This is a genomic window from Agrobacterium bohemicum (genome assembly GCF_001562555.1).
GTDB lineage: Bacteria > Pseudomonadota > Alphaproteobacteria > Rhizobiales > Rhizobiaceae > Agrobacterium > Agrobacterium bohemicum.
This window is the reverse complement of sequence record NZ_KQ961026.1, coordinates 248,386-271,033: the sequence shown is the minus strand read 5'-3', so window position 1 is coordinate 271,033 and position 22,648 is coordinate 248,386. Positions and strand designations below refer to the sequence as shown.

The 22,648-nt window shown below is 56.5% G+C and carries 20 protein-coding genes; 5 read left to right on the top strand and 15 right to left on the bottom strand.

The window, feature by feature from the left end; genetic code table 11:
* Positions 1-161 precede the first annotated feature (161 nt).
* A complete protein-coding gene (locus tag ATO67_RS08650) occupies positions 162-347 on the top strand; it encodes a hypothetical protein (protein WP_067646933.1) in 186 nt (61 codons plus the stop codon).
* A gap of 6 nt (positions 348-353) precedes the next feature.
* Here the strand turns inward: ATO67_RS08650 and ATO67_RS08645 are convergent, their stop codons facing one another.
* The 3 genes from ATO67_RS08645 to ATO67_RS08635 are packed head-to-tail and all read right to left on the bottom strand — an operon-like array spanning position 354 to position 2,286.
* Positions 354-977 carry a class I SAM-dependent methyltransferase gene (locus tag ATO67_RS08645; RefSeq protein ID WP_067646930.1) on the bottom strand — a complete coding sequence of 208 codons (624 nt, stop codon included), beginning with the start codon at positions 975-977 and terminating at the stop codon, positions 354-356.
* Between the two features lie 7 nt (positions 978-984).
* On the bottom strand, positions 985-1,653 hold the full coding sequence (locus ATO67_RS08640; RefSeq protein WP_067646927.1) for an RluA family pseudouridine synthase: 669 nt from the start codon (positions 1,651-1,653) through the stop codon (positions 985-987).
* A gap of 45 nt (positions 1,654-1,698) precedes the next feature.
* Positions 1,699-2,286 carry an IMPACT family protein gene (locus ATO67_RS08635; RefSeq protein ID WP_067646924.1) on the bottom strand — a complete coding sequence of 196 codons (588 nt, stop codon included), beginning with the start codon at positions 2,284-2,286 and terminating at the stop codon, positions 1,699-1,701.
* Positions 2,287-2,366: 80 nt separating this feature from the next.
* On the opposite strand from ATO67_RS08635, the gene ATO67_RS08630 reads away from it, so the two are divergent.
* Both ATO67_RS08630 and ATO67_RS08625 read left to right on the top strand, forming a co-directional pair.
* The gene (locus ATO67_RS08630) at positions 2,367-3,581 is read left to right on the top strand and encodes a TIGR03862 family flavoprotein (RefSeq protein WP_067646921.1); all 1,215 of its coding nucleotides are present in this window, start codon (positions 2,367-2,369) and stop codon (positions 3,579-3,581) included.
* 141 nt (positions 3,582-3,722) lie between these two features.
* Positions 3,723-6,659, top strand: coding sequence for a hybrid sensor histidine kinase/response regulator (locus ATO67_RS08625; RefSeq protein WP_067646918.1), 2,937 nt, complete (start codon positions 3,723-3,725; stop codon positions 6,657-6,659).
* Positions 6,660-6,671: 12 nt separating this feature from the next.
* Here the strand turns inward: ATO67_RS08625 and ATO67_RS08620 are convergent, their stop codons facing one another.
* The 10 genes from ATO67_RS08620 to ATO67_RS08575 form a co-directional block, all read right to left on the bottom strand.
* Positions 6,672-7,616 (bottom strand): 2-hydroxyacid dehydrogenase, encoded by a 945-nt coding sequence (locus tag ATO67_RS08620; protein WP_067646915.1) that lies wholly within the window; start codon positions 7,614-7,616, stop codon positions 6,672-6,674.
* Between the two features lie 128 nt (positions 7,617-7,744).
* Positions 7,745-10,093, bottom strand: a complete 2,349-nt coding sequence (locus tag ATO67_RS08615; protein WP_067646910.1) for a polysaccharide biosynthesis tyrosine autokinase — start codon at positions 10,091-10,093, stop codon at positions 7,745-7,747.
* A gap of 75 nt (positions 10,094-10,168) precedes the next feature.
* A complete protein-coding gene (locus tag ATO67_RS08610; RefSeq protein WP_067646908.1) occupies positions 10,169-11,074 on the bottom strand; it encodes a UTP--glucose-1-phosphate uridylyltransferase in 906 nt (301 codons plus the stop codon).
* Between the two features lie 43 nt (positions 11,075-11,117).
* Positions 11,118-12,113: a glycosyltransferase family 2 protein gene (locus ATO67_RS08605; RefSeq protein WP_067646905.1), complete on the bottom strand. Its 996-nt coding sequence runs from the start codon at positions 12,111-12,113 to the stop codon at positions 11,118-11,120.
* Positions 12,110-13,048 (bottom strand): glycosyltransferase family 2 protein, encoded by a 939-nt coding sequence (locus ATO67_RS08600; RefSeq protein WP_067646901.1) that lies wholly within the window; start codon positions 13,046-13,048, stop codon positions 12,110-12,112. The genes ATO67_RS08605 and ATO67_RS08600 overlap by 4 nt, the downstream gene beginning before the upstream one ends.
* A complete protein-coding gene (locus ATO67_RS08595; RefSeq protein ID WP_067646899.1) occupies positions 13,045-14,061 on the bottom strand; it encodes a glycosyltransferase family 2 protein in 1,017 nt (338 codons plus the stop codon). Before ATO67_RS08595 ends, ATO67_RS08600 begins: the two co-directional genes overlap by 4 nt.
* A gap of 13 nt (positions 14,062-14,074) precedes the next feature.
* A complete protein-coding gene (locus tag ATO67_RS08590) occupies positions 14,075-15,256 on the bottom strand; it encodes a glycosyltransferase (RefSeq protein WP_067646896.1) in 1,182 nt (393 codons plus the stop codon).
* 52 nt (positions 15,257-15,308) lie between these two features.
* Positions 15,309-16,097: an endo-1,3-1,4-beta-glycanase ExoK gene (gene exoK / locus ATO67_RS08585; protein ID WP_067646893.1), complete on the bottom strand. Its 789-nt coding sequence runs from the start codon at positions 16,095-16,097 to the stop codon at positions 15,309-15,311.
* Positions 16,098-16,101: 4 nt separating this feature from the next.
* Positions 16,102-17,250, bottom strand: a complete 1,149-nt coding sequence (locus ATO67_RS08580; protein ID WP_106404927.1) for an acyltransferase family protein — start codon at positions 17,248-17,250, stop codon at positions 16,102-16,104.
* A gap of 362 nt (positions 17,251-17,612) precedes the next feature.
* A complete protein-coding gene (locus ATO67_RS08575) occupies positions 17,613-19,085 on the bottom strand; it encodes a lipopolysaccharide biosynthesis protein (protein ID WP_067646885.1) in 1,473 nt (490 codons plus the stop codon).
* A gap of 120 nt (positions 19,086-19,205) precedes the next feature.
* Between ATO67_RS08575 and ATO67_RS08570 the strand changes: the two genes are divergently transcribed.
* Positions 19,206-20,171: a glycosyltransferase family A protein gene (locus tag ATO67_RS08570; RefSeq protein ID WP_067646883.1), complete on the top strand. Its 966-nt coding sequence runs from the start codon at positions 19,206-19,208 to the stop codon at positions 20,169-20,171.
* Between the two features lie 37 nt (positions 20,172-20,208).
* Positions 20,209-21,159 (top strand): polysaccharide pyruvyl transferase family protein, encoded by a 951-nt coding sequence (locus tag ATO67_RS08565; protein ID WP_067646882.1) that lies wholly within the window; start codon positions 20,209-20,211, stop codon positions 21,157-21,159.
* Positions 21,160-21,180: 21 nt separating this feature from the next.
* Here the strand turns inward: ATO67_RS08565 and ATO67_RS08560 are convergent, their stop codons facing one another.
* On the bottom strand, positions 21,181-22,176 hold the full coding sequence (locus tag ATO67_RS08560; protein ID WP_067646880.1) for a glycosyltransferase family 2 protein: 996 nt from the start codon (positions 22,174-22,176) through the stop codon (positions 21,181-21,183).
* Positions 22,177-22,293: 117 nt separating this feature from the next.
* Positions 22,294-22,584: an exopolysaccharide production repressor protein gene (locus tag ATO67_RS08555; RefSeq protein WP_082760202.1), complete on the bottom strand. Its 291-nt coding sequence runs from the start codon at positions 22,582-22,584 to the stop codon at positions 22,294-22,296.
* Positions 22,585-22,648: the final 64 nt, after the last annotated feature.

Here is a 22,648-nt window from a genome sequence, read left to right as displayed (position 1 = left end):
GGGAAACATGTGGGAACGTTTTTCGTTTCACCTAGCGGTTTCAACAAAACTTGATTCCGCCGTGTAAATCTCGGTCCTCTTATATTTCGTGGGCGAAAATTAGTCGGGAACGTTCCGTCGCTTTCCGAGTTTTGTGATGTCGCAAATCGTAGGAGGGTGCCATGCAAATCATCGACAACAAGGAAATCGAAACGACGGAGATAAAGCCGATCCTCAGCGTCGTCGAATTTTGCCGTCGTTACAGGCTGGACGATGCCGAGGAGTCCCGTCTGCGCAAGCTGTTTGGAGATTTTGCCTCTCGTCATGAGCTGCTGATGAACGCCCAGCGCAAGGCTACGTTCCGCTGATCATATTCAAGTCGGTTTGTCACCCAATACCATGAAGACATCGTAACGCGTACTTTTACCGAGAAGCTGATGAGAGGGTTTGCGGATGCCGGGCATTGGTTCGGCACGCAATGGCCACTTCAGCACTACACGCTTCGTCGCGTATGCCAGGGCCACCGTCATCAGCTCAACCTGATCCGGGTCGGCCCCAACCAACTCCCTCAGAACACGCATCTCCTTCTTCACCAGCGCCGTATTGTGGCGTGGAGGGTGCATCGGGTCGATGATGACGACCTCTGGCGACAGCGTTGGAATGAGTGTGCGGGAATCGCCATGAAGAAGCGTCATTCTGGATGTGATCTCCCGGTAGATGCCGCCCTCCGCATCGGCCCGCGCAATCGCGCCAGCCAGCAACGCATGCATTCCCGGCGATCTTTCGATCAGCGTCACCTCGGCACCGAGAGAGGCGAGCAAAAACGCATCGCGCCCCAATCCGGCAGTCGCATCGACAATTCTGGGTGTTTTTCCGTTTTTCAAACCGGCTGCCTTTGCGAGCGCTTGGCCGCGCCCTTCGCCAGAGCGTAACCGGTGGCCCACGGCACCGCCGACAAAATCAACGATAAAACCTTCGTTGCGATCTTTTTCCGTCATCTTCGTCTCAAAAAGGGCAGGGAACGGTTACTGTCATATCGCGACCATCGGGGTGGCGAAAGCGCAGGTCTTGCGCATGCAGCAGCAGGCGGTCGGACGCGACGAGCGCGTCACCTTGCGCGTAAAACGCATCACCGAGAATAGGATGGCCTATGGCTTTCATATGAACGCGCAGCTGGTGCGTTCGCCCTGTCAGGGGATGCAGACGAAGACGTGTGGCGGGCAACGGTAGCCGCTCGATGACGTGCCAGTCCGTTTGCGCCGACTTGCCACCTTGGTGGTCCACGCGGTGGCGCGGCTTGTTGTCGGGATCGATCGTAAGCGGCAGATCGACGTGGCCGCTTTCGCCGTTGACGTCGCCCCAGACCACGGCGATATAGGTTTTTTCGGTCGTCCGGTTTTCGAACTGAGAGGCGATGACTGCATGTGCCTTGCGGTTTAGCGACATCAGCACGAGGCCGGATGTGTCCTTATCCAGCCTGTTGATCATCAACGCCTTCGGAAACTGCTTTTGTACGCGCGTCGCCAGGCTATCGGACAAGGCCGGGTCACGGCCTGGAACGGACAACAACCCGCTGGGCTTGTCGAGAACGAGGAGGTCGTCGTCCCGATAGACGATGGAAACATAAGGTTCCATCGGCGGATTATAGACCGGGTTTTCAAGCTCTGATGTCATGCTGCCTCATAGCATGAATCTGGATGATGGCGAGGAGATTGCTCATCATTCTGGAAGAGGAACGGTGACGCGACCGCTGGTCAGGTCCATGACCATTTTCGCGACTGTTTCAGCAGATGAGATCGGCACTGATAACGTCAAACGGGCACCATCCGCGGTGAACGCCTCGCTTTCGATTGTCAGGTCCGGCACGGCCATCAGCCTCGATTTGACCAATGCCAGGTCAGAAAAACCGCAGTCGATTTCCGTCGAGAAGGTCGGAATGACCGGCGTTTTCTCACCCTGTCTCAGGCAGGTGGCGGCTGTTCCGCCATAGGCACGCATCAGGCCGCCGCTGCCTAAAAGTATGCCGCCGAACCAGCGTGTAACCACCACTGCCACGCAATCCAGCGATTGTCCGTCGATGGCTTGAAGGATGGGCTTGCCTGCCGTACCCGAAGGCTCGCCATCATCGCTGAAACGATAGACCTGACCGACGCGCCAAGCCCAGCAATTGTGGTTGGCGGTTGCGTCGGATTGCTGTTCGATGAAGCGCTTTGCCGCCTCCTCATCCGCGATGGGACAGGCAAAGGCAATGAAGCGGCTTTTCTTGATGTCTTGCGAAAATGTTTCGGGACGATTGAGCGTGAACATGTTCCGTCAATAGCGCATGTACCGGCGCGGGCAAATCGGTATAAGGCGGATGTAATCAAACCGCGTTGGAAATTTGTGTGATGCACGGCAAGACAGTGGCGATCATTGGTGGCGGACCGGCGGGGCTGATGGCGGCAGACGTGCTGTCTGCGGCCGGGTTGACTGTTACCGTCTATGAGGCGATGCCGACGGTTGCGCGCAAATTTCTCATGGCTGGCAAATCGGGTCTCAACATCACCCACGCGGAAGACTACGACGGGTTCGTCACGCGGTTTGGCCACGCGCAGTCAAAGCTTCAATCGGCGCTGGATGATTTCACGCCTGCCATGCTTCGCGACTGGGCGCTGTCTCTTGGGCAGGAGACGTTTACCGGAACCTCCGGTCGGGTTTTTCCCGTTGCCATGAAGGCTTCGCCGCTTTTACGTGCCTGGCTGTCCCGATTGAATGCGCAAGGGGTGGAGATAAAGACGCGCCATCGCTGGGCAGGTTTTGATGGGAATGCGCTTGTCTTCCAGGCGCCCTCCGGTGACGTGACCGTTGAGCAAGGCACCGTCCTTCTGGCGCTCGGGGGTGCCAGCTGGCCAAAGCTGGGCTCGGACGCGGCCTGGGTGCCGTGGCTTCGGCAAAAAGGCATCGCCATCAATGATTTTCAACCCGCCAATTGCGGTTTCGACTTGGAGTGGAGTGATCATTTTCGAGGCCGCTTTGCAGGTGCGCCGGTAAAGTCGGTTGTCACGACGTCTCAAGCCGGACGTTTCGAGGGTGAATTCGTGGTGACCCGGCATGGCATCGAAGGCAGTCTGGTTTATGCGCATTCAGCGGCTTTGCGGGATGCCTTCCAGCGGACCGACAGACCAACTCTGATGGTTGATCTCGCGCCCGGACGGATGCAACAACGTCTGACGCATGATCTCGAACGGCACCCCCGAAAGGATAGTCTTTCAAACAGATTGCGAAAGGCGGCTGGTCTTTCGCCGGTCAAGGTCGCGCTGCTGAGAGAGCGCAGACCTGAGCTCTCTGCCATGTCCGCGTTTGACATCGCAGCGCTGATCAAGGCTTTGCCCATTGCCGTTACATCTGCACGTCCCATCGCCGAGGCAATATCGAGTGCTGGGGGAATCGACTGGCGAGAGATCGACCAGCGCTATATGCTCAAATCCATGCCCGGAATATTCGCGGCAGGCGAGATGCTGGACTGGGAAGCGCCAACCGGTGGTTACCTGTTAACCGCTTGTTTTGCGACGGGAAAAGCCGCTGCCAAGGGTATTATCGATATGCTTGGACATACTCGATAATTATATAGTGGGTTGGCTATTGCTTCCTTCCAAAAAAAACGCTTGATAAGTTTCTTCGAATAAAGTGGTAAGGTCGGCCAGTCTGTTTTCGTGGCTGATTTTGTGGTGGATGAGAGCCTTTGCTTTCGCTGGTGATGTTTTATGACTGATATATCTGCATTTGGCCAATGGCCGATCGGCGGCGGTGAGGCTGGCGCCCTCGTGCGTGCTTTCGACTGGTCCAAAACATCACTTGGTCCAATCTCCTCTTGGCCAGCCAATCTTCGCCACAAGGTGAATTCGGTCGTCAATTCGCCCATTCCGCAGGTTTTGATGTGGGGCAAAGACCACGTCATGATCTACAATGACGGTTACATCGAGATTGCCGGGAACTATCACCCCAGAGCGCTTGGTGGCACTGTTCCAACGATATGGCCCGAGATATGGGACTGGAACAAGACTGTTCTAGCCGCTGGCTTTGGCGGCGCGGTACAGTCCTACCGCGACCAGACAATGGTTCTGAAGCGCAACGGGCAGCCTGAGGAGGTCGTGTTCGATCTGTTCTATACCCCCATTCACAATGATGGTGGAACGGTCGATGCGGTGTTGTGCACCGTGCTTGAGAATACCGAGAAGGTCAAAGCCGTTTCCGACCTTGCTGCCAGCCGTGAAGAGCTGAGCCGCCTGACGGATGCCTTGCCTATTCTCGTGGGCTTTATCGACCTTGACCATGTCTACCGGTTTGCCAATCGGGGTTATCTCGAATGGTTCAATCGTCGCCCCGAGGATGTGCTGGGACGCAGGGCAGTCGATGTGGTTGGCGAGACCTTCTATCAGGCCCGGTTGCCTTACATCGAGCGGGCTATGGCTGGCGAGACAGTCATCCACGATGCCGCAATCCTGTGTCCCGATGGCAGGACCCGCGCAGCGGAAATCCGACACGTTCCCCGGCACACGGCAAAGGGGGATGTTGACGGTTGTTACGTCCTGATCATCGATATCGACGCACGCAAACGCGTCGAGCTTGAGCTGACGGTCAGCAACAACCGTTTTCGTGCAGCCGTCAATGCGGTTCACGGCGTGTTGTGGACGAATAGCCCTGATGGCAGAATGCTGGGTGTGCAGGGCGGCTGGGCCGGATTGACGGGCCAGACCGTCGAGCAATATCAGGACTATGGCTGGGCGGATGCAGTCCACCCGGAAGATCGCGACGGCTCGATCAAGAGCTGGAACGAAGCGGTTGCGGCCAAGTCCACCTATGTCTGGGAACACCGCGTTCTGCGTCACGACGGCGTCTACCGCACCTTTGCTGTTCGTGGCGTTCCCATCTTGAATGCCAGCGGTGACATCATCGAATGGGTAGGTGTGCACACCGACATCACCGACCAGCGTGCAGCCGAATCCGCACTTCAGGAACATTCCGCCAATCTGGAGCGTGAAATTCGACATCGTCGGCGTGCCGAAGACCAGCTTCGTCAACTGAACGAAGGGCTAGAAGCGCGTGTTACATCGGAAATTGCCGAGCGTCGTCAGGCTGAAAGAGCCTTGCAGCAGGCGCAGAAGATGGAATCCATTGGCCAACTGACCGGTGGTGTGGCGCACGATTTCAACAATCTTTTGCAGGTTGTGGCGGGCAATCTCCAACTGCTGGCGAAGGATGTCGTCGGCAATGAACGCGCTGAGCGACGGGTTGGCAACGCACTGGCGGGCGTCAGCCGTGGTGCAAAGCTTGCCAGCCAATTGCTTGCCTTCGGTCGTCGTCAGGCGCTCGAGCCGCGCGTGATCAATGTCGGCCGTTTCGTCGCCGGAATGGATGATCTGTTGCGTCGCTCCATCGGAGAAGCCATCGAAGTCGAAGTTATCACGGCAGGCGGTTTGTGGAACACATTTGCCGATCCGGCGCAGGTGGAAAACGCGCTGCTGAACCTTGCGATCAACGCTCGAGATGCGATGGCAGGTTCCGGAAAGCTGACTATCGAAGTCGGCAACGCCTCGCTCGATCAGGATTATGCGCGTACCCATGCCGAGGTCGAAGCCGGGCAATATGTCATGCTGGCGGTGACCGACACGGGTTCGGGCATGGCGCCTGAGATTGTCGACAAGGTGTTCGAGCCATTTTTCTCCACCAAACCGGAAGGCAAGGGCACAGGCCTTGGCCTTTCCATGGTCTATGGTTTCGTCAAGCAGTCCGGCGGCCACGTCAAGATTTACAGTGAGATCGATCAGGGAACGACGGTCAAGGTTTATCTTCCCCGTTCGCTTTCCAACGAAGACCGTGAAATCGTGGTGCAGAGCGGACCCATCGTCGGCGGCAGCGAGACGGTTCTCGTTGTGGAGGACGATGATGAGGTAAGAGGCATCGTCGTTGAAACGCTGACGGATCTCGGCTACCGGGTTCTGACAGCGCGGGATGCACAGGCAGGCCTGACGGTCGCAGAAAGCGGCGTTCCCATTGATGTCATCTTTACCGATGTCGTCATGCCCGGGCCAATGAAGAGCAGTGAAATGGCGCGGCGCGCCAAGGAGCGGCTGCCCAACCTCGCCATCCTCTTCACCTCCGGTTACACGGAAAATTCCATCGTTCACGGAGGCAAGCTTGACGCAGGCGTCGAGTTGCTGTCGAAGCCCTATACGCGCGAGGCTCTTGCCAGACGTTTGCGCCATGTCATCGCCAACCAGAAACAAAGAGTCGAGTCGAACAAGGACCGCGCGTCCAATCAGGACGCTATTGCAAGACTTCGCAGCAAGGCCGCGATGCGTATTCTGCTGGTGGAAGACGATGAGCTGATCCGCATGAATACATCCGATATTCTTCTCGAAAGTGGCCACGACGTCGTTGAGGCGGCAAACGCGACGCAGGCGCTTGACCTCATCGAAAGAGAAGAGGTCGATGTGCTGGTAACCGATGTCGGCTTGCCGGATATGAGCGGTGCTGATCTTGCCGTGCTAGTCAAGGAGCGCAAGCCTTTGGTGGGCGTGGTGTTTGCGACAGGCGACAACTTCCTGCCGAACAATGCACCGGCGGGCGCGGTTTTGCTGTGCAAGCCCTACAATGAAATCGATGTCCGTTCGGCGATCGTCCAGGCCATGAGCGAGTAAGGTCGGCGTGGCTCAGTAACCGCGGGCCATGTCCACGGTTGCTGGCAGGCTGCCTGTCTTCCGCCATGCGCTGATGTTCTCCGCAACGATCGCGGCGGATGTCTGCCGATTGGTGGGCGCGGAGATATGCGGCAGTACAGTCACGCGCTGGTGGCTCCAGAAAGGTGATCGCGCATCCAGCGGTTCCTGCTCGAATACATCGAGGACGGCGTGCGACAGATGCCCGGCATCCAGCGCTGCCAGCAGATCCTCCGATACGATGACTGCGCCGCGTGCGAAATTGATGATCGCGGCGTTGGCTTTCATGGTGCCGAGACGAACCTTGTTAAGCAGCCCTTTCGTATCGGCTGTCAGTGGAACGAGGCAGACGAGAATATCGCTTTTCGCCAGTAATGTCTGAAGACCGCTGTCGCCGGACAGCGTGTCGATACCCTCCAGCGTCTTGGGTGAACGGCTCCAGCCGGTGGTGTTGAAACCCGCTTCACGCAATCTTGCAGCGGCGGCTGCTCCCAAGGCGCCGAGCCCGAGAAGGCCAACCGCAACATCCCTCGGATGGCGATATTCCAGTTCCTTCCACAGCGCCTTTTGCTGGTTGTCGCGATAGGCTGGCATGTCGCGGTGGAGATAATAGGTCCACGCCAGCACGGCCTCGGCCATCACGCGTGTCAGTTCCGGGTCGGTCAGACGCACGATGGGTGGCGCTGTCGTGCCGAGTTCAGCCACGAGGCGTTCCACGCCCGCCCACAGGCTGTGTATCCATTTCAAACCGGTCAGCTTGGCAATATCGGCTGGATCAGGATTGGCGACGATAGCGATTTCCGCTTGCGCCTTCTCGTCATCACTCATCGTTTTGACCGACAGAATTGTCTCGCCTGGCAGGGCTGACGACAGCATCTCGATCCACTCCGCTTCGTTGGCGTCGGTGGTGCGGGAAACGAAGGCGATGGGAGATGGCATGAAGGAAGTGTCCTACGCTGATATTCGTGATGTCATATCAATGCGGAAAACTTCTGTCGGAAGCCAGCCATTATTGTTCAATAGCGGGTAAAAAGATGCCCGCTCGACGCGGGCATCTTGATCTTGTTTTAAGCGGGTTCGGAAACCGGTTTTTTCGCGTCGCCATAATAGGCGGAGAACTGCTCGTGATAATGTTCCGAGCCGCCCGGACCGGCATAACGCTGCAACTCGGTCATATCGGTCTTGTTCAGCACGATGCCCAGCGTCTTGTTGGCGATCTGGGGTTCGTGGCTCATGAGGTTCTGCACCATCTGGATAGGTGTCTTGCCCCATTCGGTGACGAACACGAAACCATCGACCTGAGAGGCGAATGCCTTGGCATCGATAACAGGCACCACAGGCGCAAGGTCAACGATGATGTAGTCGCAGGCTTCGCGCGCCGAATCCATGAACTTGCGCATGCCGGATGAGGCAAGCAACTCGCTGGAGTGAGCAAACTGGTTGCTGGTGGAAACCGGCAAAATACCCATCTTGGTGCGGCTATCGACCTTCACGGCCTTGGTCCAAGGGACCTCGTCCAGCACGACTTCCACGAGACCAGCGGACTGGCGCGTTGTCAGCATGCGGCTGAGGCCCGGATTGCGAATATCGGCATCCACGACAAGCGTGCGCTTGCCGGTGGTGGCGATGAGGCCCGCAAGGTTGAGGGCGACCACGGACTTGCCCTCGTTGGGCAGGCAAGAGATGACGCCGATCACGCGGCACTGGCGTTCCTGGATGACGACATCGGCGGTCAGTTTCACATTTCGCAGCGTCTCCGTGAAGCTGGAGCGCGGACTATCGACCGCAAGCCGCAGCATTTTCTGGAACGAGACCTGTCCGTTATCTTCGATATCGGTTTCAGGGATTTCAGGCGTCGCGGCACCCGTTTCGGATTTAGCCGTTTCCACGCCTTTCTCGCCGATGAAGGGGAGATAACCAAGGAAGCGCATGCGCAGATTATCGCGCACATCGTTGCCGGTATGGAAATAGCGGTCGCGGAATTCCAGAACAGCAGCCACACCGCCACCCAGCATCAAGCCAAGAATGATGGAAAGCGCCATCGTCATGGTCTTTTTGGGGCTGGAAGGCGATGTCGGCAGTCCAGCTTCGGAGATGACGCGGGCCTTGGCAATCGGGAAGGATTGCTTCTGCGATGCCTCTTCGAAGCGACCGAGGTAGGATTCGTAGAGAGTCTTCAGCGCCGCCGCCTGCTGCTCTAGCTCACGCAGTTTGACCAACGTTATATTGGCTTCGGAATTGCGTCCGGCAACGCGGTCGATGTTTTCGCGCAGCGACTGTACGCGGGACTGCGTTACATCGAAGTCGTTCTTGAAGCTGCCGGTGAGCTGTAGAAGCTCCTGGTAAATCTGGCGAGCGAGATCACCCTTTTCGCCCTCAAGCGCGATTGCTTGCGGATGGTCCTTGCCGAATTGCTGCACGACACCGCGTTCCCTGTCGGAAATGGCGATGTAGCGCTTGCGCAGGTCCTGGATCACCGTGTTATCCGTATCACGCGCCGAGACGATGGCGTTATTGACGGCATTGTCCGGCCCCTGATCGGTGATGGATTTATACTGCGTGTAGCGGGCGGACGCGGTGGCTGCATCTGCCTGTGCGGCAATCAATTGGCCGTTCAGGTCCGAAAGCTGGCTTTCAGACATCAGTTCGCCACGCGACGACACGATGTTATTGGCGGCCTTGTATTTTTCGACGGCAAGCGATGCGGCCTGCGAACGCTGGTTGAGATCGGTCAGACGCTCCTGCAGCCAGACGGAAGCGCGTTCCGTGGCGTCGAAATTCGCGTTCAACTGTTCGGTCAGATAGGAGTTGGCGTAGGTTTTGGCGATCTGTGTTGCCAATTGCCGGTCTATCGAGCGGATGGAGATGGCAATGACCGAGCTTCGGCCCACGCGCTCTACCGTCAGTGCCTGCTGAATAACTGCCGCAGCTTTCTCGCGGCGACCGTTACGCATGGCTTCTTCGGAGGCCGGTGGGGAGTTTGGCGTCAGAAGATCGACCACGCCCTTGATCGACGATTTGACCAGATCAGCAGGGCTCTTGGGGGGATTAACGATGGTCTCGTTGCTGTCGAGGCCCGCCTTGTCCACCACGGTCAGCGCCATCTCCTTGGATTTCAAGATTTCAACGGCGCTGGCGATACGGTTGTCTATCACCTGTGCCGCGGGTACGGGCGTTTCGTCTTCCGCATAACGCGACAGACTTTCATCCAGCAGCACCTGCGTCATAGCTGTGTAGACCGGTGTTGCCAGAACGAGGTAGAGCCCTGCCAGAACCATCGTCGCGATAACGCAGGCTGCGATGATGTTGGCACGGCGCACCACGGCGGCCCAGAGGCGGTCGAGGTCAATAAACGTGTCGGCGTCCTTGGACTGGTCCGGGAAATTCATGTTCGATCTAAAGGTCTTGTGGTGCATTGACCCACCTGTGTTTAAAAAAATGACGAGCGGGACGGCAGTTTTCCTGCCATCCCGGCTCTCTTGTTTTTAGTTTCAGGCCGCTTTGACGCGGCTCTCATGGTTCAGAACCAATTCCTTAATGGAGGCCAGAACCTGGGCTTCCATGTCAGAGCGCATCAGCGAGAAGGCGACGTTGGCGGAGATAAAGCCTTGCTTGCTACCGCAATCGAATGTGCGTCCTATAAATTTTTGAGCATGAAAAGGCTGCGTTTCCGCAAGACGTTTCATACCATCTGTCAATTGAATTTCATTGCCCGCGCCGCGCTCCTGCTTTGCGAGAATATCGAATATCTCAGGCTGCAGAATATAACGGCCATTCAGGTAATAATTGGACGGGGCAGCCGAAGGTTCAGGCTTCTCTACCATTTCCGTCACGCGGAAACCGTGGCTGACCGTGCTGCCGACGCCCACGATGCCGTAGGATGAGGTTTCCTCAGCCGCGCATTCCTCGACGCCGAGAATATTGCCGCCGACTTCATCATAAAGTTCCATGAGACCGGCAATGCAGCCGCGCGCACCGTAAGACACCATATCTGGTAAAAGAAGTGCGAATGGCTCCTTGCCGACGAGTTCACGTGCGCACCATACGGCGTGGCCGAGGCCAAGCGGAACCTGCTGGCGCGTATAGCTGACGGTACCCGCCACCGGCAGCATCTTCTCAAGCTGAAGGACCTGCATCGTCTTGCCGGATTTCGTCAGGGTGCTGACCAGTTCCGGCGCGCTGTCGAAATAGTCTTCGATGGCTGTCTTGTTACGGCTGGTGACGAAAATAATGTGTTCGATGCCGGCCTGCATGGCCTCATCGACGGCGTATTGAACCACGGGACGATCAACAATCGTCAGCATTTCTTTCGGCATTGCCTTTGTAGCGGGCAGAAACCGTGTTCCGTTGCCTGCTACAGGGATGACGGCCTTTCTGACAGTCCTCTTCAAATCCACGGCATTCTCCTTAATTCATTGTTGAGTATCGATATCGGGCAGATCAGGACACTTGTCTGTTCACCCGTTTTGAAACTGATCTTGCGGTCATCGTATCCTTGAGTTTTCTCAACCGTACCTCGATGGGCATGCGCAGGTGTCGAAACGCGATGGGATCGCGGAAGGCTATCTTGACGATGCCGGAAACGGAGCGGCTTTTGATACTGGATATCAGCATCAGGAAATGGCGCGCCTCGACAAGGCTGCGGCTGCGTTGTTTTTGCGCGTCGCGTGCGGGGGGCGAAAGCGTATAGCTGGTCATGAACTCGCGGTCGGCTGCAATCATCGCATCGACGTGACGAAGTTCGAGCACACGGGAAATCGAGCCTTCACGAATGTTGTAGACGTAGCCGGGCGACGGCTCGATGGTGCAGAGGCCACCAACTGCGAGTGCTGATGCCAGAAGCAGGTAGTCTTCTCCGATCCGCAATGTCGGGTGGAAACGCAGTTTGTGATCGTTCAGGAAATCACGCCGGAACATCGGTTTCATGTAACCGAAATTGAAGGTCGAGCGAAAAAGAACGTTCGACGCGATGAAGTCTTCCAGCGTCAGAACGCCGCGTTCCCGCAGGAAAGCGTCGGTAAACATCGTCTCCTTGGGGCGGCCATCCGTGTAGACCACATCGAGATTATCGACGGCGATGTCGGCGGTCGCGGCCTCGGCACGGGCGATCATCTGCGCCGTGCGGTGCGGGAGGATTACGTCGTCGGAATCCAGAACCGCGATCCACCGTCCCTCTGCCGCATCGAGCCCGGCATTGCGAGCGCCGCCGGGGCCGAGATTTTTCTCCAGTTCGATCAACCGGACACGGGGGTCGTTCATGGCGAAAGCCTTCACGATCTCACGGGTGGCATCGTTCGATTTATCGTCAACGACGATGACTTCCAGCGTGACCAGTGCCTGCGCCAGAGCGCTTTCAACGGCCGGAACGATCGTATCTGCGGAATTATAGGCGGCGATGACGAATGTCACGTCCGGCTGTATCGAGGCTTCCATCATGTAGCCTCCACGGTGCCGTACTGGCGAATTTCCTTCACGCCGAAGGCACCGCTGACGGAACCACAATGCAAGGCGACGCGCAGCAATTGGCGGGTACGACGAACCGGATCGAAAATGGCAAGTAGCGCCATTCCGGCGCAGGCAGTCGCTTTCGCAGCGGCAATCGCAACCTGTGCAACACGACGAAGCCCTGGTTTTTTCTCCGCGAGCAGCCGACCATGGGTCTGGCCGGAACGGAAGCGGCGCTTCGCAAGCCATTTGAAACTGGCGCGCGTATTCGGCACCGGCTCTGAAAGAACAGCGTTTTGCGCATAGGCGATGCGGCCACCGGCTGCATGCATGTGCGAGAAAAAGTGCGTGTCTTCGCCACCGCTTTGGCCCAGCGACAGCGCAAAGCGACGACCTGCGACAGACGGTGCCGACATGCGAAGCAGGGTGTTGCAGGTGTAACCGGTGATGATCTCGCCATTGACCCAGACAGGGAGGGTGGAATGGAAATCGCCTCTGCGCATCCATTCCGGCACATTCGGCTTATAGATTGCCGTCACAGGTCCCAGCACGGTTTCTGCACCGGTTTCCTGTGCGGTCTTCAAAAGCTCCGACAACCATTCGCGTGGCGCGGTTTCGTCGTCATCGATGAAGGCCAGATAATCGGCTTCAGAGGTTGAAAGACAGGCGTTACGGGCAATCGAGATGTTTGATTTGGGGCAGTGGACGTAAGTGATCTCGAAAGGCGATATCTCGCGCAGATTGTCGATGGATGGTTTTGCGCTCGGCTCTGCGTCATTATCCGCCACGATGAGCCGCACGGTCACGCCCTCGGGCACATCGAGTTCGAACAGAGACTTCAATGTCGCAACGACCGCCGGACGGCGGTAGGTGCAGATGCCGATATCGACCGTGACGTGTGTGGATGGGAGGGAGGTTACGGTCATGAAACTGCCTTTCCCGCCACGGGCGCTGGTGTGCCAATGGAGCCAAGGAGTTCAAGCCAGAAACCGGTGGACCAGGCAAAATGCATGACCATTGCGGCAAACGCTGCCAGCGGGCCATAGGAATTTTTCTCGGCGACAGCCATCCACAAGCCGTAGCCGAGGCAAGCGCCGACCCAAAGAAGAAGAGGTACGAATGCCGCCCAGTGGAAGAAGCCGAGCAGAGAAAAGACTGCAACCGGCATGACCGCCAGCGGTATCATCTGACGGATCTTGGGGAGCGAACGATGCTTCAAAAGGTTTTTCGCACGTCCCCGACCATAAGCCATATATTGTTTGAACAGGGGGCTGACGTTGGAACGAGGGTAATAGGTCATGCGGGTCTTGTCGGTCATCCATATGCGGAAACCGGCCTTGCGCAGCCGGTAATCCAGTTCGGCATCCTCGTTATGACTGAAGCTTTCATCGTAGCCGCCAGCCGTGGTGAACGCGGATATGCGCATCAACGCGTGATGGCCGTGATCGATCCAATGCCCTTTCGAACCTTCGCGATGTTTCGAACCGCCATTGCCGAGTTTGGAGTTCTGGGCGATGGCCGTGGCTTTCTGGAACGTGCCATGACCAACCGTGTCCATGGCGACGACGACCGAGTCCGCACCCGTCTTCACCGCATCTTCCAGAAGGCGATGGCAATAATCGTCCGGGTAATCGCCGTGCGCATCAATGCGGATCAGGTAATCGTAATCGGTGCCGAACATCTCGACGGCAAGGTTGATGCCGGCGCTCTGAATGCGTTTGGGGTTGGCAAGCAGGATGACGCGCTGGTCCTGCATGGAAAAGCTGGCGACGATATCGCGCGTGCCATCCGTGCTGCCGCCATCGGCGACGATGATGCGGTCCTGCGGATGGTTCAGGCTGCTCGAAAACTTCAGCAACAGATCATCGATCGTGCGGGCTTCATTGAGGCACGGTATGACGATCAATGTTTTCACGTCTGGAATGGTTTGCAACTTCATGGCTTAGATCCCGTCAAGCGGTTGAGAGTGCGGCTTCCACCGTGCGGCCATTGTGCGGCGCTGCCAGGGAGGCGAGTGTGTGAACGAGTTGAACGCAGTCCTGGCGCTCGGTAACCCATTGTTTCTTGTCGATCGCAGAAAGTCGGGCGAAGGCTTTGATATAGGATTGTTCGGTCAGGCTCGCGAAAAGCTGTTCCAGAGTGCTGGCATTTGCGTGGGGCAAGACCTCGCCGATATGCCTGCTCTCAAGAAAGCGCGCCGTTTCCGTTCCCGCCACAGCAATTGGCAGTGTGCCGTACAGGCATCCTTCATAGAGGCGGTTGGGCAGCAGCCAGCTCGAGTTCTGGCCCTCCTCGAAGAAGTCGATGGCCCATGTGAACTGAACCTCGTTATAGATCGAGGCCAGATCCTCGGGGTTCTTGTACGCGCCGAGAAAACTGACATGCGGGGCTTTGGCGACCAAGACATCGAAATCATCGAACTCGGAATAGGCTGGGCGCCCACGCAGGATGATCTCGACCTTGCCATCCATCTTTGCTGCAAAATCGGTCAGTATTTGCAGGGATTTGACGCAGCGCAATGCTCCGAACCATCCAATTTTCCATGGCTCGCCTGGCTTCGAGGCACGTGGCTGTGCAGGAGTTTGCTCAACAGAATCCAGCATCAGCACCTTGTTTTCCTGCAAGAGTACCGGCAACTGCAGACCGGAGCGGGGCTCGAAATACTGCGCGACGAAGGCCGGTGAACTGGTGATCAGCAGCTTTGCGTCTCTTGCAAAATACCGTTGAGCTGCGTTGACGAGTTTGCCGACCTGCCCCTCGTTGAGGAGCAGCCTGTGAATATCGAGGCATTCATAAACCACTGGCACGTCCCGCCCGTACATACCCGATGCGCGGCGCGCCAAAGCCAGCATTTCGAGATTGCGCGCAATGATGACATCGGGTTTGCGCACCTGTCGCAAGGCGCGCGGCAGCGAGAGGCTGGACTTGACGATGGACATGATGCGCTGGGCAAACCGCCCGTCGGCGGTTTCGCCAAGCACGATAGGTGTGACGCCATCGACATCCGCCAGCTTGTTTTCGCCGCGCGTGAAGCCCGCGAGGCTAACCGTTGCTCCGCCCGTCTGCAACGTCATAACCCGCCGGCGAATGGCCGGGTCGGCGAGGTCATGAGCAAAATAGAGAACGTGCGTCATCAAAAACAGTCCTGAAGCGAAGGGTCATCGGGCAGTCTAGAGGTCAAAGGTGTCAGTTCGACAGGCAGGCGACGGATTCCGGAAACTGGCATTTGTCGCCAAGAGCCGTGAAGGCCATACGATCGACGTTCATCACCGTCGGGCCGTTATAGGCGAACTTGCCCATCCAGCTTTTCAGCGTGTCTGTACCCCACAGGCTGAAGAAAATCTTCTGGGGGTTCTGGGGAATTTTGGATGGATCGGTGACTTCGTGGACCATCTTTCCGTTCACGAAATAGCGCAGACGCTGCGGCTCCCAGACGAAGGCATAATCGTTGAACGCTTTGTCGGCACCGCCTGCGACATCCACCAGCTTCTCATTGCCACCCTTGGCGGAAATATACTGGTTGAGCTGGACCTGAGACGTGTTCTTGCCCAGAACTTCCATATCGATTTCATCATGCGGCTTTTTATCGGTTGGTCCGATATAGGTGAAGAAAGCCGAATTCAAGCCGGGGCCTGTCGCGGTTTTGATGCGGGCTTCATAGGTGCCATAGCGATAGCGACCCTTTGTCTGGATTTCACCGCAGGAATAATTCCGGTCGCCAGCCTTGCCTTCCTGGTAACCGAGCTGCAGCTGTCCGCCCTCGAATTTCACCAGTTTCTTCGACCATGTGCAGTTCTGATGCGGACCGTTGTTCCAGCCGTCAGAGACGTACCAGAAGGACCGGTCCATGCTGTCGAAGTTCTCCACGAAAGACTTGCCATTCTCTTCCTGTGCCACTGCGACAGTGCCGAGGCTGAGAACCAGAAGAGCTGAAGCTATCAAGCGCGCGTGAACGCTGCTGAGGATTGCGGTCATGGGTTCACCTTTGTCGTTGTGGAACGGGTGTATCTGCGGAAGGCCGATAGGATTCGGCCTTTACGGATGGTTTGTTTTCAGAGCCGATCTTCGGTTTCTTGGCCCGGCTACCAGTCAACACGCCGTAGAGAGACGGCAGCTTGGAGCGGACCTGCGCATTGCTGACGATCAGGATAACGAAGGAAAGCAGCACGGCACCTACATAAAAGGCGGGATAGAAATCCGGGCCGCCCTTGTTCCAGACCATCCACATGATGACGAGGAGTGGGTAGTGGGCGCAGAAAATCCAGAAGCTCAGACTTCCCGTGTCGGCAAGACGGCGTCCAATACGGCTCTGGATCAGTAAAGACGACGACGCCCAAAGTCCTACCGCGCCGAATACAGCCAGAAGATTTCGCATCAGGTTGAGCTCGAATGTGAAATCCGGCCCGGTGAAATACAGGCCCGTCGCCAACAGCGCTGTTGCAGCGAAGAGCGCGACGGTGATTTTGATTGCATAGGGGTCAAGCGTTTTCAGATCGATCTTATACAGCGCAAGCGCGATGCCGAGGGTAAAGCTGAAGAGGATGGACTTTTTCTGCACGATAAGCAGCGTCAAATCTGGCCATGCGGTAAGAACCAGAAGTGCACCAAGCGTCAGCAGCGGAACGCGCCGTACGAGAAACGCAAGAATTGGCGACAGCAGGATGCAGACGAACAGATCACGCAGAAAATAGAGGGGAACGTTGACCGGGAACTCTTCTACGGCAGCGCCATGGCTGATCATTTCACGCGGCGTCGCGTTCCACAAATCCGGGAAATATCCATCACCCAAGCCAACCCGCTGCATGATGAGAACGGCGACGAAAAGCGCTCCATTCCATAAGAAGAAGGGCAGTAAGACGGTTTTTGCTTTCGATTTGACGGTCGCAGAGTAATCGAAGGCACTCATGCCGCGGCGAAACAGAAGGTAGCCAGAGATCGCGCTCAGGCACGGCACGCCGACACGAAACAGGGCGTCGCCCAGAAATACCCTCATCCAGTCGAAGAAACCGTACATCCCGAGAAACGGGCTGGTCTCGGGATCGTGCGGCACGTGTACGAAAACAATGCCGGAAATTAAAACGATACGCATCAAATTGATGCGGGAAGACAGGTTCTGATCAAAAGTCACATCAGTTCCCCTTTATTGGGCGGTGTCTCCCCTCACCGCGTTACAACCAAGAGCGAACGTAAGCCCACTCGCGGAGTCTGGTTTTTACTTTGGGGTAAAATGTGGCAACGCGGGAAAAACGTCTATCGAATTGTGAGGGGTGAATCTCTGGATCGATGGTCGATATGTCTCGTCTATGTAAGTTAAGTGTTTGTTTAAAATGAAATAACGATGAGAAGAGCCGAGAAATCGCAGACGGTTTCTCATTGTCAACAAACGTCCGATTATGTTGCGGCGCACAAAATAAAAACAGACCTCACGTAACGGGATCGTGAGGAGCTAGCTTCAGGGTGAGTGGATTGTGGCGAAAAAGGTTCGATACCTTACGCAACGGTGGGTTTGGCTTTGCGGTCCTTTACCATGCCCAGAATTTTTCTCAACAACTCCCGTTCCGTCAGCAAGATCAGCACGGCATAGATAACGCCACCGGCGATAGCGCCAACGAAAACCTGCATGTAGGCGTGAGGCAGGCTGCCTTCGAACACGTGCAATATGTAGCGCACGGCAAGCGCCATGACGAAGGAGGCGATCATGGGACGGCTGCTGATGTAGAGCCCCTTCAGCAGTGGCATTTCACTGGCCCTGAACACCGCCCAGGAATAGGCAAACAGCGTCACGCCGTTGACGATGCAGAGCCACACCATGGCGTCGATCAAGGTGCCGTAAGTTGCCGCGATCCACACCGCAAGGGTGGTGAAGACGGCGCGAATCGTTGCCGACCAGAACAGCACACGGCCGTAGCCTGCACCTTTGAGGTATGGGATGAAGGTGCTGCACGGGGTCAGAATCGCCTTGGATAGGGCCAGCAAACCGAGAACCGGCCATGCATAGGCCCAGTTGGGTCCGAAGATGACCAGCATGGCCGGTTCTGCAATAGCCCACAGCCCGAACATCATCGGGGCCAGCAGCACGGTTAGAACCTGTGTCGAGAACATCAGGGCATCTCGTCTGCGCTGCTTGTCATCCATCATGCGGCTGAAGGCGGGAAAGAGAACGCCCATGACGGCAGATAGAACCACCTGATTGGGGATGCTGGCAAAACGGTTGGAGGCGGAATAGGCGCCCGCATCGGCAAGGCCCAGATGACGGGCAATGACGACCATGGGCGACTGGAAGGTGACGAAATTTGCGATTTCCGAGCCCATCAGGCCGGAGCTGAAGCCGAGAAGCGGAACCAGCCGCTTTGGCTTCATCACGAACCGTGGCCTGTAGTGGGAGACCGCGTATAGACCGACCAGCCGGATCAGGGCTGCGGCAAAGAGCTGAATGATAAGCGCCCAGACGCCGTAACCGGCAAAGGCAAGTATGACGGCCACGATGGCGGCGGCACTTTCCGAGGTCATACTCCAGATGGCGTCCTTGCTGAAATTCATCCGCCGCGCCAACAGCGAGTATGCGACATCTCCAGCCAATTGCAGGGGAATGAGAAAGGCCATGATGCGCAGCAAATAGGCGCTTTCAACGGCCCCCAAGAGCTCCCCAAAAAACTCCGCGCCAAAGTAGAGGATTGCAGCCATTGTGCAGGAAATCGCGAGATTTGCCCAGAAGACGGTATGGATCGTGTCCATATCCTCTTCCTTTTCCACAATCAGCGCGGAGGTAAGACCTGCACCTGCAATCATCGTCAGGAACTGAACGACTGTTAGCCCGACGGCGACGACGCCGAATTCTTCCGGTGTCAGCAATCGGGCAAGAATTGGCACCGTGACAAACTTAAGCCCGAATGTGCCTGTTTTTGACAATACGCTCCAACCGACATTCGTGGTAATCGTTTTGACGCTCGGAGCAGGGGGCATACGTGCATCCTATTAAATTTGGAGGCCAGCGGGTGGTGGGCTGGCGGGAGGTTTGCCACTCATCGGGGCCGCTCTTCTTATCGGGCCCGACACTTCTTGAGCAACACAAGGGGCGAAACAATGGCGAAATTTACAGTCGTTATTCCTTATTATCAAAAACAGCATGGCGTTTTGGGTCGTGCATTGACATCGGTTTTTGCGCAGACCGTTCAGGATTTCGATCTCGTCATCGTAGACGACGAATCGCCCTATCCTATTGAAAACGAAATCGCCGAACTGAGTGAAGACCAGAAAAACCGTATCAAAATCGTCAAGCAGAAGAATGGCGGGCCGGGCGGTGCGCGCAATACGGGGCTCGATAATGTCCCGGCTGAAACTGCCTATGTCGCTTTTCTCGATTCGGACGATATCTGGATTCCAGATCACCTGAAGAACGCGGCGTACAGCCTGGAAATCTTCGGCGGTGAGTGCTACTGGGCCTCAATGCAGGCCAGTGACGAGTTTTATTATCACTTCGCGATCTCCGAGCTGGAGAACAACGAGGGTGCTACCCGCCTCTCCGAATCACCAAAGGTTATCGAGCTGCCGGATCTGGCTAGTGTCATGCTGCGCAACTGGAGCTTCCTGCATCTGTCCTGCATGGTCATTGGCAGGCCGCTGTTTGAAAAAATTCGTTTTGACCCGATATTGCGGTTGGCCGCAGAAGACGTTCTGTTCTTCTGCGATTGCATCATGGCATCTAAGCGTAGTCTTTTGTGTGACGATGCCGGCGCCATGCGTGGCATGGGTGTGAATATTTTCCACAGCATCGACAACACGTCGCCGGAGTTTTTGCGCCAGCAGTTTAATACCTGGGTGGCGCTGGATACGTTGCAGGGCCGCTTTGCCAAGCGTCCCGCAGACGTTGCATCCATCGCATCCTATAAGAACACGGCGCGCAAGCAGGCGCTGTGGAGCCAAGCGGGCAAGCTGAAACAGCGCAAGGCACCGGAACTTGGCCTGTTGTTCAAATGGATGATGCGTGACCCGGCTATTTTGCGTGCAGCGCTGGAATTGGGAACCGGCAAATTTGCCCGCCCGAAATGAGCCCGCTGCCAACAGTATTCTTATTCAGGAGTAGTCCATGAAACCCTATCACTGGGAATCGCATCACGGTAATTTCGGCGACGACCTCAATCTTTGGCTTTGGGATTTCCTGCTGCCGGGGCTGCGTGACGTTCACCCGGATGTCCTGCTGGTCGGTGTCGGCACCGTGCTCAACGATGTTCTTTTCCCGCCCACCCAACGCAAGCTGATCATCGGCAGCGGCTATGGTTATGGCGCGGTGCCGGATACGTCCAACAAGGAACTGTGGGACATCCGATGCGTGCGCGGTGAGATGACGGCCGCCAAGCTCGGCCTGCCAGCGGAGATGGGCATTGTCGATCCCGCCGTCATGGTCACCGATATGCCGGACTTCAAAAATCTACCAAAGCTGCACAAGAAGACCTTTGTTCCGCATTGGGAATCGGCTGAATTCGGTATGTGGGAGACGGTTTGCGAGCCAGCCGGGCTTACCTATCTCGATCCACGCGGTGAGGCGAAGTCGGTTATCAAACACATCGCGCAGTCGGAATTCATCGTCGCTGAATCGATGCACGGCGCTATTCTGGCCGATGCGTTTCGGGTGCCATGGGTCGCGGTCAGCACCTCCACCTCCATCAACAGCTTCAAGTGGAGCGATTGGGCGGGCAGTGTCGGCGTGAAGTACGAGCCGCGTTACATCCCGGTTTCGACCCGCGCGGAAGCGGCAAAAAAGGGCTCCAAATTCTGGGGCATGAGCTTTCCACCACCACCGCCAGCGGAAATTGTCGAGCACCAGACCTCTCATCATGACGGTGAGTTACTGGTCCGTCCGCAGCAGGAACAACTATCCTTGAAAAAGCTGGCAAAGCAGGTGCTGGCGGCACCATCGACATTGGCTTTGTGGCAGGCCAGCCGGGCGGAGCCGCGTCTCAGCCCCGATGGCCGTTTGGAAGAACGTAAAGAGCGTTTCCAGGCTGTGCTGGAGAGCATCAAGAAAGACTACTTCTAACGAAAACAGACGCCGCTCGGCTCAAGGGTTGAGCGGCGTTGCTCTCAGCAGATAACGAATATCTGCGACCTGCTGTGGCTTCTTGCGAAAACGCGCCGTCTTATCGCGCCATAGGCCTTGCGCAATGGCAGGCGCTGCGGGCAGCCGTTTCAGCGTATGAGACAATGCGCCACCCAGACCGGCTTTCGCCTTGGCATCGAGGAAGTCACGCAGCTCGAACTTTTCACGAATATGCCGTTCATGCTCCTGCAAAACGGCCTGTTCCTGCGGTGCAAGAGTGTATTCGGCCATGATTTTACGGTCGGCTTCGTAAAGTTGGCGCAAATCATCCGTCCGGTGGCGGCCACTGAGTGAATCGCCTCTCACGATTGCACCATAACCGCAATTGCGAATGACCTTGTAGCGCGCGCCGCAGGCCAGAGCTCGAACGTAAAGTTCGTAATCTTCGCCCAGTCTCAGCGCTTCGTCATAACGTAGGCCGTGAGTTTCAAGAAAAGACCGGCGGATGACGGGTTTCAGGAAACCGGTCTCACCACGTTCGACACCGCGTTTGGAAATATTGCCCTCAACGAACTCTGCCAGTTTCAGGAAATGCGTTTCCGGTGCAAATCGGTCTGGGACCATCGAAGATGCCCCGGCCACCGACTGCTGGATGAACGCGATGTTATCGGCCACCAAATCCCAGTCGTCATGCTCCAGCATCGCGGCAAAACGGCCCGTAAAAAAGAAATCATCGCCATCCAGAATACTGATGAGCGGGGCAGACGAAATGGCAATGGCGTGGTTGCGCGCAGCCGAGGGGCCGCGATTGACATCGAACCGCTCGACTTTCAACCGCCCGGTTCCGTCGTCACAGGATTGCGCGAAAGAGGACGTCGCATCCGTCGATCCATCGTCGATGACGACCACTTCGGCAACTTCCGGCTCTGCGAGCGCGGAGGAAATGGCTGTTGCAATGGTGTCAGATGCGTTCTTTGCAGCAATAATTACGCAAATGGATTGCGGTTCCCCGGTCATGCCCAACTCCTGCTTCGTTGCATCGGTGATATCTCGACGCAGAAAATGTCAGGGATAAGGAAATGGGAGGGTTATTTCGCACCTGCGAAAAGTTTAGGTCCACCTGACAGGTGGCGATCAGAAGTCACTCAGCTTGGGGCTATGTGGAGCAACGACAGAAATCGTTTCCGTCACTGACTTCTCCGGTGCCGGAGCAACGTCTTTCTGGAAGTTAAGTGTCGCACGCATCTGCCGCTTTTCTTTTGCAACAAGAATAAGCACGCCTACAAAATATCCAACTTGTATAATGACAAGACAGATCAGCGTCTGAATAAAACTTGTGTAGAAAGAGCCATAGATAAAATATGTTGCGATGGCGAACACCAGCAGAGCACAGATCATGCTGATGAAAACGCGCGGGGCGTACATATCTTTCTCCTCCGCTAAGCATTGTCCCTCTGTAGAGAAATGCATCTTTATGGCTTTCTTTTGT

Excerpts from the sequence above, each read along its gene's own strand:
- ATO67_RS08650 (WP_067646933.1), top strand. The coding sequence starts at position 162 with ATGCAAATCATCGACAACAAGGAAATCGAAACGACGGAGATAAAGCCG.
- ATO67_RS08605 (WP_067646905.1), bottom strand. The coding sequence starts at position 12,113 with ATGATGGAAGCCTCGATACAGCCGGACGTGACATTCGTCATCGCCGCC.
- ATO67_RS08630 (WP_067646921.1), top strand. The coding sequence starts at position 2,367 with ATGCACGGCAAGACAGTGGCGATCATTGGTGGCGGACCGGCGGGGCTG.
- exoK (WP_067646893.1), bottom strand. The coding sequence starts at position 16,097 with ATGACCGCAATCCTCAGCAGCGTTCACGCGCGCTTGATAGCTTCAGCT.
- ATO67_RS08625 (WP_067646918.1), top strand. The coding sequence starts at position 3,723 with ATGACTGATATATCTGCATTTGGCCAATGGCCGATCGGCGGCGGTGAG.
- ATO67_RS08640 (WP_067646927.1), bottom strand. The coding sequence starts at position 1,653 with ATGACATCAGAGCTTGAAAACCCGGTCTATAATCCGCCGATGGAACCT.
- ATO67_RS08600 (WP_067646901.1), bottom strand. The coding sequence starts at position 13,048 with ATGACCGTAACCTCCCTCCCATCCACACACGTCACGGTCGATATCGGC.
- ATO67_RS08555 (WP_082760202.1), bottom strand. The coding sequence starts at position 22,584 with ATGTACGCCCCGCGCGTTTTCATCAGCATGATCTGTGCTCTGCTGGTG.
- ATO67_RS08590 (WP_067646896.1), bottom strand. The coding sequence starts at position 15,256 with ATGACGCACGTTCTCTATTTTGCTCATGACCTCGCCGACCCGGCCATT.
- ATO67_RS08565 (WP_067646882.1), top strand. The coding sequence starts at position 20,209 with ATGAAACCCTATCACTGGGAATCGCATCACGGTAATTTCGGCGACGAC.
- ATO67_RS08620 (WP_067646915.1), bottom strand. The coding sequence starts at position 7,616 with ATGCCATCTCCCATCGCCTTCGTTTCCCGCACCACCGACGCCAACGAA.
- ATO67_RS08615 (WP_067646910.1), bottom strand. The coding sequence starts at position 10,093 with ATGCACCACAAGACCTTTAGATCGAACATGAATTTCCCGGACCAGTCC.
- ATO67_RS08570 (WP_067646883.1), top strand. The coding sequence starts at position 19,206 with ATGGCGAAATTTACAGTCGTTATTCCTTATTATCAAAAACAGCATGGC.
- ATO67_RS08560 (WP_067646880.1), bottom strand. The coding sequence starts at position 22,176 with ATGACCGGGGAACCGCAATCCATTTGCGTAATTATTGCTGCAAAGAAC.
- ATO67_RS08595 (WP_067646899.1), bottom strand. The coding sequence starts at position 14,061 with ATGAAGTTGCAAACCATTCCAGACGTGAAAACATTGATCGTCATACCG.
- ATO67_RS08645 (WP_067646930.1), bottom strand. The coding sequence starts at position 977 with ATGACGGAAAAAGATCGCAACGAAGGTTTTATCGTTGATTTTGTCGGC.
- ATO67_RS08575 (WP_067646885.1), bottom strand. The coding sequence starts at position 19,085 with ATGCCCCCTGCTCCGAGCGTCAAAACGATTACCACGAATGTCGGTTGG.
- ATO67_RS08635 (WP_067646924.1), bottom strand. The coding sequence starts at position 2,286 with ATGTTCACGCTCAATCGTCCCGAAACATTTTCGCAAGACATCAAGAAA.